The 11,909-nt window shown below is 41.5% G+C and carries 11 protein-coding genes; 8 read left to right on the top strand and 3 right to left on the bottom strand.

Annotated elements, in window-relative coordinates; all coding sequences use genetic code 11:
• Positions 1-179 precede the first annotated feature (179 nt).
• A complete protein-coding gene (locus tag NWP21_RS17445; RefSeq protein WP_280793642.1) occupies positions 180-575 on the top strand; it encodes a DUF2358 domain-containing protein in 396 nt (131 codons plus the stop codon).
• A gap of 88 nt (positions 576-663) precedes the next feature.
• Complete coding sequence (locus tag NWP21_RS17440) at positions 664-1,851, top strand: TRC40/GET3/ArsA family transport-energizing ATPase (protein ID WP_271734288.1); 1,188 nt, start codon at positions 664-666, stop codon at positions 1,849-1,851.
• A 108-nt stretch (positions 1,852-1,959) separates the two neighbouring features.
• Here NWP21_RS17440 and dnaN read toward each other — a convergent pair whose 3' ends face one another.
• Entirely contained in the window at positions 1,960-3,123 is a 1,164-nt protein-coding gene (gene dnaN / locus NWP21_RS17435) for a DNA polymerase III subunit beta (RefSeq protein WP_280793641.1), read from the bottom strand.
• 414 nt (positions 3,124-3,537) lie between these two features.
• Positions 3,538-4,917, bottom strand: a complete 1,380-nt coding sequence (gene dnaA, locus NWP21_RS17430) for a chromosomal replication initiator protein DnaA (RefSeq protein ID WP_280793640.1) — start codon at positions 4,915-4,917, stop codon at positions 3,538-3,540.
• Positions 4,918-5,074: 157 nt separating this feature from the next.
• On the opposite strand from dnaA, the gene NWP21_RS17425 reads away from it, so the two are divergent.
• The 4 genes from NWP21_RS17425 to NWP21_RS17410 all read left to right on the top strand — a co-directional run bounded on the left by NWP21_RS17425 (position 5,075) and on the right by NWP21_RS17410 (position 8,202).
• The gene (locus NWP21_RS17425) at positions 5,075-6,313 is read left to right on the top strand and encodes an HhoA/HhoB/HtrA family serine endopeptidase (RefSeq protein ID WP_280793643.1); all 1,239 of its coding nucleotides are present in this window, start codon (positions 5,075-5,077) and stop codon (positions 6,311-6,313) included.
• 10 nt (positions 6,314-6,323) lie between these two features.
• The gene (def, locus tag NWP21_RS17420) at positions 6,324-6,869 is read left to right on the top strand and encodes a peptide deformylase (protein ID WP_280793639.1); all 546 of its coding nucleotides are present in this window, start codon (positions 6,324-6,326) and stop codon (positions 6,867-6,869) included.
• 277 nt (positions 6,870-7,146) lie between these two features.
• Complete coding sequence (locus NWP21_RS17415) at positions 7,147-7,446, top strand: DUF5132 domain-containing protein (protein ID WP_280793638.1); 300 nt, start codon at positions 7,147-7,149, stop codon at positions 7,444-7,446.
• Positions 7,447-7,620: 174 nt separating this feature from the next.
• Positions 7,621-8,202 carry an HMA2 domain-containing protein gene (locus tag NWP21_RS17410; RefSeq protein ID WP_271734282.1) on the top strand — a complete coding sequence of 194 codons (582 nt, stop codon included), beginning with the start codon at positions 7,621-7,623 and terminating at the stop codon, positions 8,200-8,202.
• 80 nt (positions 8,203-8,282) lie between these two features.
• Here NWP21_RS17410 and NWP21_RS17405 read toward each other — a convergent pair whose 3' ends face one another.
• On the bottom strand, positions 8,283-9,098 hold the full coding sequence (locus NWP21_RS17405; protein ID WP_280793637.1) for a carbon-nitrogen hydrolase family protein: 816 nt from the start codon (positions 9,096-9,098) through the stop codon (positions 8,283-8,285).
• A gap of 225 nt (positions 9,099-9,323) precedes the next feature.
• On the opposite strand from NWP21_RS17405, the gene NWP21_RS17400 reads away from it, so the two are divergent.
• Both NWP21_RS17400 and NWP21_RS17395 read left to right on the top strand, forming a co-directional pair.
• Positions 9,324-10,760, top strand: coding sequence for a carotenoid oxygenase family protein (locus tag NWP21_RS17400; RefSeq protein ID WP_280793636.1), 1,437 nt, complete (start codon positions 9,324-9,326; stop codon positions 10,758-10,760).
• Positions 10,761-10,850: 90 nt separating this feature from the next.
• Positions 10,851-11,909 (top strand): RNA-guided endonuclease TnpB family protein (locus NWP21_RS17395; protein WP_280793635.1); only part of this gene is annotated, 1,059 nt, incomplete at its 3' end.

Genomic DNA, 11,909 nt, shown 5'->3' with positions numbered 1-11,909 from the left:
CAATGGACAGGGATTTAAACGCAGCAATTAACTTATCGAGGTTGGCTAAACCTTGAAAGCTTACTGAGGGATAACCGCTCCCATGCTCCCATTGAAGTAAGAAATAAATGTCTAGACTTGTCTAGGATTTATATAGCAGATTAAACCTGAATAGAAAAGCCTTGATAGAGCTGAACTTCATGGATATAATTGAAATTCTCAAACAAGACTATCAAAGATTTCCCCAGAATCAGACATATAGCATTTACGCCGAAAACGTTTATTTTCAAGATCCATTAACTAAATTTCGGGGAGTTAAACGCTATGAGCAGATGATTAAATTCATCCAGAAATGGTTTATTAATCCCCATATGGAAGTACACAAGATTCAACCTTTAGGAGACACCATAAAAACGGAGTGGACACTCAGCTGGAATACACCAGTGCCGTGGAAACCGCGAATTTATATCTCGGGCTGGAGTGAATTAACACTAAACTCTGCTAACCTGATTATTTCCCACATTGATTATTGGCACTGTTCACCCATAGATGTAATTAAACAGCATTTTTACCTATCTCCTGCCGTCAAAGGTTAGGGAAACAAAGCCGATGAAAGCATTTATTTTCTCGAAACAGTTGATAATGTAAATAAATGTAAAAATCCTGAACAGGACGTAATCATCCATGCGCGTAATTTTGATGACAGGCAAAGGCGGCGTAGGTAAAACCTCCGTTGCTGCGGCCACTGGACTCCGTTGTGCAGAACTAGGCTATCGCACACTAGTTTTGAGTACAGACCCCGCCCACTCCTTAGCAGACAGTTTCGATTTAGAAATGGGACACGCACCGCGAGAAATTCGCTCGAATTTGTGGGGTGCAGAACTGGACGCGCTGCAAGAACTAGAAGGAAATTGGGGTGCGGTGAAGCGTTACATCACCCAAGTGTTACAAGCTAGGGGTTTAGAAGGGGTTCAAGCCGAAGAATTAGCCATCTTACCGGGTATGGATGAGATTTTTGGCTTAGTCAGGATGAAGCGCCACTACGACGAAGGGGACTTTGATGTTTTGATTATCGACTCAGCCCCCACTGGTACCGCATTACGTCTGCTGAGTTTACCTGAGGTCGGCGGCTGGTATATGCGCCGGTTTTACAAGCCATTTCAAAATATCTCCGTGGCGCTGCGACCTCTGGTGGAACCTTTGTTTAGACCCATTGCGGGTTTTTCTCTCCCAGATAAAGAGGTGATGGATGCACCTTATGAATTTTATGAGCAAATTGAAGCGCTGGAAAAGGTCTTAACTGATAATACTCAAACCTCCGTGCGCCTGGTAACTAATCCCGAAAAAATGGTGATTAAAGAATCTCTGCGCGCCCATGCTTATCTGAGTTTATATAATGTGGCTACAGATTTAGTCATAGCTAATCGCATTATTCCCCAGGAAGTGCAAGATCCGTTTTTCCAACGTTGGAAAGAAAACCAGGAGGAATATCGCCGGGAAATACATGATAATTTTCTGCCTCTACCTGTTAAAGAGGTGCCGCTATTTTCTGAGGAGATGTGCGGACTAGCAGCTTTAGAACGGTTGAAAGAAACTCTCTACAAGGATGAAGACCCCACTCAGGTATATTACAAAGAAACAACTATTAAGGTTGTGCAAGAGCAAAACCAATATAGTTTGGAACTTTATTTACCTGGTATCCCTAAAAGCCAAATTCAACTCAGTAAAACTGGAGATGAATTAAATATTACTATCGGTAATCACAGACGTAATTTAGTATTGCCCCAAGCCTTGGCAGCTTTACAACCAGGAGGGGCGAAGATGGAAGATGACTATCTCAAAATTCGCTTTACTGATAATGTAAAGGTGTAATTTTAATTACAAAGCAAAAGCAGAGAGAAAATCAGTTAAAACTCTCTACTTTTGACTTGATAATTATTTAGGTTTGAGACCAGAATTTATCAAAACCAGTTTTTATTGCTAACTTCTCAGTTGTACAGGCATGGCTAGGTATGTCATTTTTAAACTTCCTAGGGGTGTAAAAATTACTGGGGTGAGAGCTTGATTGAGGTGTACTTGAACTTCTGAAGATGGTAATTCTTTTAACCCTTCCATTAAGTATCTAATGTTAAAAGCAATTTCTAAATCTTCCCCGGATATTTGTGCGGGTATTGACTCTCTACCGCTACCCACATCTTGGGCTTCGCAGGATAGGGTAATTTCCTGGGTAGTGCTGTTAATGCTAACTTTGACAATATTATTTTTTTGGTCTGCGAGTACGGCAATGCGCTCTAAGGTGCTAACTAATTGTTTACGCTCGATGGTCAATTGACGCTCAAATTGGCGGGGAATTAGTTGACGATATGCGGGATATTGACCATCTAGGGTGCGACTGGTTAAGCGTTGATTTTGCCAAGCAAATACAACTTGACCTTGATCTAAGTATAGGGCGATCGCATCATCGGACACAGCATTATGAGCTAACATCCGTTGTAGTTCCCGTAAGGCTCTAGCTGGAACTGTCACCTCTAGCTGATGATTATCACCTAGGGGACGCTCGTTAGTAGTTTCCACCACTGCTAGGCGATGTCCATCGGTAGCAGCAAATTCTAGGCTATCTTCTTTAACTGTTAAATGGACGCCTGTCAATACTTGCTTAGTTTCATCGCTACTGGTAGCAAATAATGAGCCTCTTAATCCTTCAATTAAGGACGCGGTAGTAATTTGAATGGGGTCAGCGTTGTCAATAATTGGTAGTTCGGGGAATTCTTCAGCTCCCATAGCTCGGACTTGAAAATGTCCACTCTTGGGGGTGAGGGTGACACTTAAACCTTCTCCGGTAGCTGTTTCCGATTCTACGGCTGATTGATCATCTAGGGTCACTTCTCCTTCTGGAAGGCGTGAGGTGATGTCTACAAGTAGTTTAGCTGGTAGGGCGATGGCTCCTCCTTCCAATACCTCAGCATTAAAACTGGTACGGATACCCAAACTCAGGTCAAAGGCGGTTAAACTGACTTGGTTAGTTTGAGCATCTGCTTGGAGTAAGATATTGGCTAATACTGGATGAGTTGGGCGCGAGGGTACTGCACGGCTGACAAGTGAGAGGTTGGTACTAAGATCGCTTTGGGTGCAAACTAATTTCATAAAAATATTCCGTAAGTGGGAAATCAGAGCGTCTGTCAAGCAGGGTTGCTCTGGATGGAAGTAGGTAGAGACGCGATTGATTGTGTTTGTGGGTTGTTTATTTTTATCATCAAATCATAAATATTGATATGAATTGTGGAAATTGTGGAAAACTCCCTAAGAGGCTATTTGAAATAATGGTTTTGTAGCTTAGTATCTGTGGAAAACTTGTGGAAAAACCAGGAGGGTTTTCCACAGGGTAATTATACCTGACTGAAGTTTTTGCGCAAGTCAATTTAATTTTAATCAGTTCTTATACTTTCATTAATATTTTTTGTAAGCGGCTGAACAATTATGGCAGTAATGGTTGTGGAAAACAATTTTTTGCCGGACAGAGGATTTTGGCTAAGAGTTAAATCGTGATGACTCCGGGCTTTATTTTTGCTGTTTTCTGCTATTCATGTTGATGCGATCGCTCAATTGACCCAAGGTTGCTGCTAGGGTGCGATCGCTTTCTCGCAGTTGGGCAATTTTATCACAACTATAAATCACCGTTGTATGGTCTTTACCACCAAATTCTTCACCAATTCTCGGTAAACTCAATCCAGTGTGTTGGCGCATCAGATACATCCCGATTTGACGCGCCCAACTAATTTCTCGTCGCCGGGAGTTACTTTTAAGGTCTTCAATGGATATACCAAAAGTATCAGCAATCACTGATAATATGCCCTCTGGGGTAGCGGCGAGGTTCTCCCTTTGTCGTTCTAAAACTGGTGTGATATTCTCCACGGTCATAGGTAAACCAGAAATAGAAATATAAGCCAGGGCCCGAATTAAAGCGCCTTCCAACTCACGAATATTAGAAGTATAATGGGAGGCGATATACTCAATGACATCCCTGGAAAGGGGAATATTTTCGTATTCAGCCTTTTTCTGGAGAATGGCCATCCTAGTTTCTAAATCTGGAGTTTGCACATCAGCAATTAAACCCATAGAAAACCGGGAACACAGACGCTCTTGTAGCTGAGGGATTTGATGAGGAGGGCGGTCGGAAGCAATCACAACTTGCTTCCCCGTCTCATGTAAGGTATTGAAAGTATGAAAAAATTCTTCTTGGGTATACTCCTTACCCTCAAGAAACTGAATATCATCCACTAACAACACATCGGCAGCCCGATAATGTTCCCGGAAACTCTGCATACTATCATTACGGATGGCTGTAATTAAGTCGTTAGTAAATTGCTCTGTGGAAACATAAAAGATTTTAGAACCTGGAGAAATGCGATATCGATAATGACCAATAGCCTGCATCAGGTGAGTTTTACCCAACCCCACACCACCGCATAGAAATAAGGGGTTAAACTCTTTTCCAGGGGATTCCGCCACAGCCAAAGCAGCAGCGTGAGCCATGCGATTATTAGCACCAACCACAAATCGGGAAAATACATATTTAGAATTTAAGTCTGTAGTGGGTTGCATTTTTGGCGGAACATTTTCATAAGTCTGGCTTTGAGTCAGTAATTCCCGAGTAAATTTTGCTTGTTCCCCGTCAGTGACTTCATTACCCTGAGCCTCCGTAATGTATATATCCACCTGATGACCCAAAATATCTTCGACTACATTAGCAATGGTGTTGATGTAATATTTTTGTAACCAATTACGAGCAAAGGGATTAGGAGTAATGATTACCAAGCAGTTATTTTCTAATCCCGCCGCGTGAGCAGTTTTTATCCAAGTCTCAAAGGTAGGACGGGATAATTCTAGCTGTAAGCGCTGTAATACCTGAGTCCAGAGACTGTCAATGGGAATCGCCATTATTTACCACCTTTGCTACTAATGGTCAGAAAGCACTAATTTAGTATTGATCAGTTCTAGACGGCTGAACTTTTGATTCGCCATCATTGACAGGACATACCCAGTAGGCAATATCCTACCACCCACTGACTAAAACGGAGAAACAAAGACAATGACGATGAAAGTTCAAGCTATTATTGATACCTGGGTTGGTGCCTACAGGAGAGAATCAAGCTGTATACTTCAGTTAATCCTAATGACTGGGGTAGCAGTAGTTTCACTGGGTGGCTGCTCTTTTCCAGCCTCTAAAACCCTTGATGGTGACAGAAATGATCCTCTGTCTCAGGTTGAGACCCAAAGCACAAATAATCGCAGTCCGGCTGTGACTACCCCGGTAATTACTTCCTCAGCGGGTGAAAATCCTCACTTCGTTGTCGCAGTTGTACAAAAAGTGGGAGATGGCGTAGTGCGGATTGATGCCTCTAGAATAGTACAGTCTCGTGGTGTACCCAGGGATCCATTTTTACGCCGGTTTGGCAATTCACAACAACGAGTAGAGCGGGGTAGCGGCTCTGGATTTATTATTAATTCCTCTGGTAAAATTCTCACCAATTCCCATGTTGTAGATGGAGCGGATTCTGTAACTGTCACCCTCAAGGATGGTAGGACTTTTGATGGGAAGGTGCTCGGGGAAGATCCGGTTACAGATGTGGCGGTGATCAAAATTGAGGCTAATAATCTGCCAGTCTTACCTCTAGGTAACTCTGATACCTTAAACCCAGGAGAAGCTGTGATTGCTATTGGTAATCCTTTAGGGTTAAATAATACTGTTACCTCTGGTATACTTAGCGCTATCGGGCGTTCTAGTAGTGATATTGGAGCCAGCGATAAGCGGGTTGACTATATCCAAACTGATGCAGCTATTAACCCGGGTAACTCTGGTGGGCCATTACTCAATTCCCGCGGGGAGGTAATTGGTATGAATACGGCAATTATTCGCGGCGCTCAAGGGTTAGGGTTTGCTATTCCCATTAATACAGTAGAGAGAATTTCTCAGGAATTAATCGCTAAAGGTAGGGTGGATCATCCTTATTTAGGTATTCAAATGGTGACTTTGACACCGGAGATTAAAGCCAGTATCAATAGAGACCCACGCAATGGCTTGAATTTGAGAGCAGATCAGGGTGTTTTATTAGTTGATATTGTACCGCGATCGCCGGCATCTGTGGGAGGACTCAGATCTGGTGATTTAATTCAAAGCATTAATAACCAACCTGTGACTAAAATTGAAGAAGTACAAAATCTGGTACAAAATAGCCGAATTGGTATTCCTATAGCAATACAGGTAGAACGCAATGGACAGCTGATAGTCATAGAAGTTAGTCCAGCACCTTTACCAGCTAGAAGACAAGGTTAAATTCTTGCTTATGTCTGAACTAATACAAATTCTTCAACTAGGGGATCCCATACTCCGCCAACCAGCCACTTGGGTTGAAAATACTCAAGATGAAAGTATTCAAAAGCTCATTGACGACTTGACTGTCACAGTTAGCCAGGCTAATGGGGTGGGAATTGCAGCGCCTCAAGTATCCGCATCCTATCGTTTATTTATAGTAGCTTCCCGCCCTAATCTCAGGTATCCCCACGCTCCGTTTATGGAGCCTACCGCCATGATTAACCCGAGCATAATTGCTCACTCTGCCGAAATGATTCCAGGTTGGGAAGGTTGTTTAAGTGTTCCTGGTCTTCGAGGGTTAGTACCACGATACCAAGCAATTGAAGTATCATATACTGACCGCAATGGCAAGTTACAAAAGCAAGAATTAACTGATTTTGTGGCGCGGATTTTTCAACATGAGTATGATCATCTCGATGGTGTGTTGTTTATTGACCGCATTGAGAATTTACTCAATATTATTACTGAGGAGAAATACCAAAAAATGTTAATTAATCGAGCGGACATCATCAACTAGAGATGAATCTGGATTTCATATCCCCAAAAAGTGAGATTTTTTACCACATCTAAGATATCTCTCAAGGTAGAGATGGGATAGTGCGGCTAAGGGTTATACTTGAGATTACTGATAGACTTGATTTAGGTAAATCTTTTTAATATCCTCATTAACAATACTTTACGTCCTCTCGTCAAACTTGCGACAAATCAAACTCTACCATCAGCAAGATGAGATCCCAATCCCACCCAGATTAAGCTAAAAGGCTTACCTATCATCTACGAGAGTTAATTAAATTATGGCACCTAAAATTATTAACTTTGTTGAAGAGGCTGGCACTCCTGGAATTATAGCCGGTATAGGGGCGGTAATCTTGGCACCTGTGCTCATTCCCGTTGTAGCAGGAATTGGTAAACCCATACTCAAGTCACTAGTCAAAGGTGGAATTGTCGCCTACGAAAAAAGCCGCGGCGCATTTGCAGAAATGGGCGAAACTTGGGAAGACATTATAGCCGAGGCTAAGGCTGAAATTGCCGAGGAGAGAGAAACACCCGTATTTGAAGCATCTGCTGAGAACACAGCAGAACATGGCGTATAAATCAGCAAGTAAAGGTTCTTTTTCTGGGCGTAGTTTGTATTACACAGGACTTCAGTCCTCAAAATCAATAGGAGCAACGGAGGAATTGGCTATCAGACTCTTCTGGCGTTGGTGATGAGGGGATTAAAGTCCTGACTACAACCAGAAATAACTATAATCCAGGAGGGCTACTGTGTGTTGACAAATAGTTATAGTAATCTTACCAAGATTATCAAAATTTTGCAACAGGCAAGTTTCAAAACCACACATCAACCTATATCCACTAAAATCATTAGTGAAACTCACGGAAGACTACGGTTGAGAATTTCTCCTGTTCATCGTCATCCTCGAGAAATGCAACGTATTGCTAATGTGTTGCAGGCACAGCCTCATGTGACTCAGGTCAGGACTAATATTAATTCAGGTAGTATAATCATCAACCATGATGGCAAAAATGCGGCTTTAGAAAATGTGCTAACTACACTACTAGATTTAGGAGTAACTTTTGCTGATGTTACCGAGGGGAACTCGGAAGCAGCAGAAGATATGAAAAGCACAATTATTAACTTAAATAACCGGTTTGAGCGCGCCACTGGTGGCGAGGTTGATTTGCGCTTTCTGTTTCCCCTCGGACTGAGTATTCTGGCTATTAGACAAGTTATGGTTAAAGGTTTAGAACTGGAAATTATTCCTTGGTATGTGTTGGCTTGGTATGCCTTTGATAGTTTTCTTAAACTCAACAGTAACAGTGAAGTGCTGCTTAATAGCGATCCTTAGACGGTGATATCTCGGTGAAGTCAACTATAAAGTTGGGTTGTAGGTGGGGAAAATCCATCAACAACCCAAATTACATTCATTTAACTAAATATCCGGTGTTCTAGGGAAGGCATTTGACGGCGGACTTGTTCCAAGCGGGAGGGCTTAATTTCGGCCATGGCAATTCCTGGTTGTTCACCAGCATCTGCTAAAATCACTCCCCAGGGGTCGATAATCACAGCGTGTCCGTGGGTGTAGCGACGGCCGTAGTTATTGCCAGTTTGAGCCGGTGCAATCACGTAGGCAGTATTTTCAATGGCTCTTGCTTGTAATAATACTTGCCAGTGGTCTTTACCTGTAAAAGCAGTGAAAGCAGCAGGTACAAACATCACATCGGCTCCCTTATCTGACAGATGTCGGTACAATTCGGGAAAACGGACATCGTAGCAAACAGAAAGTCCTATATTACCGAGTTTTTCCGAGAAATATACTGAGGGTAGTTCCTGACCAGCTACAACGGTGCTAGATTCTCTATAGGTATTACCATCGGGGACATTAACATCAAATAAATGTACTTTATAGTAGCGTAAGAGTTCTTCACCGCTAGGGTCTATCAGGACTGTAGTGTTATATACCTTGCCGGTATTTTCCACAGGAAGGGGAAAGCTACCGCCCAAGATGGTAACTTGGAAGCGCTGGGCCATTTTTCTGAGAAATTGTGTAGTTTCACGGTAAATCTCGTCTGCTTGTGCGAGTTTGTCTTTCTCTTCTCCCATAAAAGAAAAGTTTTCTGGTAACCCGACTAATTCTGCACCTCGACGCACCGCCAGATCAATTAGTTCTTCTGCTTCTATTAAGTTTTTGTGTAAGTTGGGTACACTACTCATTTGAATAGCAGCTGCTAAATAAGACTTCATTTAAAAACCTCCAGAAAGTTACAAAGTCAGGATGATCAATCCTGAGAGGAAAACAGACACGGTAAATTGGTAAAATTGATATACCATATAATTGGGTAAAGTAGGCGGTTAGCTCGCCCCCTTGTACCGGTAGCTACGAAGTCTCACCTATAAGTCGTTAATTTATTTCATAAATAGATTTAGATATTATTTAAATCTACTAACGTTATGCCATAGTATGTGAGGATGACAACAACTATTCAACCATTAACCCATAAAAAATGGGCTCAGGCGATCGCTCACCCAGGGAAAGAATTTCCCCTGACTCCATTACCCATTCTCTGCGGCCAAGTCCCTGAAGGCTTACGCGGTACACTCTACCGCAATGGACCGGGAAGGTTAGAACGTGGTGGTGTTCATGTGGGACACTGGTTTGATGGTGATGGGGCAATTTTGGCGGTTCATTTTACCGATGCTGGTGTTAGGGGAGTTTATCGTTATGTGCAAACTGCTGGTTATGAGGAAGAAACCGCAGCGGGTAAACTGCTTTACGGTAATTATGGCATGACTGCACCCGGTGCAATTTGGAATCAATGGCTCAAACCAGTTAAGAATACTGCTAATACTTCGGTTCTACCATTACCTGACAGACTTCTAGCACTTTGGGAAGGTGGTCATCCTCATTCCCTTGACCTCCAAACTTTAGAAACAGGCGGTTTGGATAATTTAAATGGTCTGAACCAGGGACTAACCTATTCTGCTCATCCCAAGGTTGATGACCAAACGGGGGAAATTTTTAACTTTGGTGTCAGTCCGGGGATGAATGGAACTTTGAATATTTATAAAAGTGATTTGACTGGGAAAATTATTCAAAAAGCTGAAGTTCAACTTCCAGGTGTTCCATTAATCCACGATTTTGTTTTAGCTGGACAATATCTAATATTTTTTATTCCACCACTACGGTTAAATATTTTTCCTGTGCTAACTGGTATCAGCACTTATAGTGAATGTTTTGATTGGAAACCAGAATTAGGTACTCAAATCTTGGTCATTGACCGTGAAACCTTATGTTTAGTCAGTCGTGGAGAAACAGAATCTTGGTATCAATGGCATTTTGCTAATGGTTATGTAGATGCCAGTGGTGATGTGGTGGTAGATTTCGCCCGCTATCAAGATTTTAACACAAATAAATATCTGGGGGAAGTGGCTACAGGTAAAACCCTCACAAGTGCTCAAAGTACCCTGACGCGAATTCATCTGCAACCCCAAACAGCTAAGGTGACATCAGTTGAGAAACTAATAAACCGCAGTTGTGAGTTTCCTCATGTCCCTAAGAGAAATTTAGGGAAACTTTCACCTTATACCTATATGTCCTCACACAGGGAAGATACAGATATTAGTCAAGAAATATTAAATACTATCGGCCGTTTTGATCACCGCACTCAAACGTTCACTGAGGCTAATTTACCGGAAAATTGCTACCCTAGTGAACCTTTACCTGTGGAAGATATACACAACTCTCAGCAAGCTTGGGTGTTGACGGTGGTTTATGATGGGAATTCCCATAGTAGCGAGGTTTGGGTATTTGATGGCGATCGCCTAGATACAGAACCGGTTTGTAGATTGGGATTACCCACTGTGATTCCTCATGGATTTCACGGTTACTTTCAAAGTGCTAAGTAGAGTAGTAGCCTAGTTGAAAATTAGATAGACGAACCTAAACAAGATATTACAGAATTAGACAACAAAGAAATACAGTGTTGAGGTCGAGCAATGCTTTTATCCATTAAAACAAAGTTGAAACTGAGTCAAGCCCAAGAAATAATAATGAATAAACACGCAGGTATTGCCAGGTTTACTTATAACTGGGGTTTAGCTACTTGGAATAATCTTTATAAAGATGGATTAAAGCCCAACAAATATATTCTGAAAAAATTCTTTAATAATCATGTTAAACCTGAGTTTGAGTGGATTAAACAAAAAGGTATTTGTCAGAAAATAACTCAATATGCTTTTGACCATCTAGGCGATTCTTTCTCTAGATTCTTTGGCGCTAAAGGTGGATATCCTAAGTTTAAAAAGAAAGGACATAAAGACTCTTTTACTATTGATGCTGGAGGTAAGCCAATTCCAGTAGGCGGCAAATCAATAAAGCTACCGACGATTGGATGGGTAAAAACTTATGAAGGTTTGCCACACACAACCTGTAAATCAATCACAATATCAAAGACTGCTAATAGCTGGTTTATTGCTTTTGCTTACGAGCAAGAACACAAAGCAATAGATAAGCAGCACGAGATTGTAGGGGTGGATTTAGGAGTTAAGCAATTAGCTACACTTTCTACTGGGGTAGTGTTTCCTAATCCTAAGCATTACAAAGCTAATTTAATCAAGCTGAAAAGATTATCTAGAAAGTTTGCTCGCAAAAACAAAGGTTCTAATAACCGACACAAAGCTAAAATTCAACTGGCTAAACATCACGCTAGAGTAGCTAATCTTAGAAAAAATACTCTTCACCAAATCACTACTTTCTTATGCAAAAACCACGCAAAAATAGTAGTAGAAGATTTAAATGTTTCTGGGATGATTTCAAATCATAAATTAGCTCAAGTAATCGCTGATTGTGGTTTTTATGAATTTAAGCGCCAGTTAGAATACAAGGCTAAAAAGTTTGGTGGTGAAATTATAATCGCTGATAGATTTTACCCTTCAAGCAAAACCTGTTCTTGTGGGCATATCCAAGATATGCCACTAAAAGAAAGAATTTACAACTGTGGAAGTTGTGGTCATTCAATGGACAGGGATTTAAACGCAGCAATTAACTTATCGAGG

Source organism: Anabaenopsis sp. FSS-46, from assembly GCF_029891665.1.
Taxonomy (GTDB): Bacteria; Cyanobacteriota; Cyanobacteriia; order Cyanobacteriales; family Nostocaceae; genus Anabaenopsis; species Anabaenopsis arnoldii.
The sequence above is the reverse complement of the archived record's forward strand: the minus strand, read 5'-3'. Positions and strand labels throughout refer to the sequence as shown.

Excerpts from the sequence above, each read along its gene's own strand:
- NWP21_RS17425 (WP_280793643.1), top strand. The coding sequence starts at position 5,075 with ATGAAAGTTCAAGCTATTATTGATACCTGGGTTGGTGCCTACAGGAGA.
- NWP21_RS17400 (WP_280793636.1), top strand. The coding sequence starts at position 9,324 with ATGACAACAACTATTCAACCATTAACCCATAAAAAATGGGCTCAGGCG.
- NWP21_RS17405 (WP_280793637.1), bottom strand. The coding sequence starts at position 9,098 with ATGAAGTCTTATTTAGCAGCTGCTATTCAAATGAGTAGTGTACCCAAC.
- NWP21_RS17445 (WP_280793642.1), top strand. The coding sequence starts at position 180 with ATGGATATAATTGAAATTCTCAAACAAGACTATCAAAGATTTCCCCAG.
- dnaN (WP_280793641.1), bottom strand. The coding sequence starts at position 3,123 with ATGAAATTAGTTTGCACCCAAAGCGATCTTAGTACCAACCTCTCACTT.
- def (WP_280793639.1), top strand. The coding sequence starts at position 6,324 with ATGTCTGAACTAATACAAATTCTTCAACTAGGGGATCCCATACTCCGC.
- NWP21_RS17415 (WP_280793638.1), top strand. The coding sequence starts at position 7,147 with ATGGCACCTAAAATTATTAACTTTGTTGAAGAGGCTGGCACTCCTGGA.
- dnaA (WP_280793640.1), bottom strand. The coding sequence starts at position 4,917 with ATGGCGATTCCCATTGACAGTCTCTGGACTCAGGTATTACAGCGCTTA.
- NWP21_RS17440 (WP_271734288.1), top strand. The coding sequence starts at position 664 with ATGCGCGTAATTTTGATGACAGGCAAAGGCGGCGTAGGTAAAACCTCC.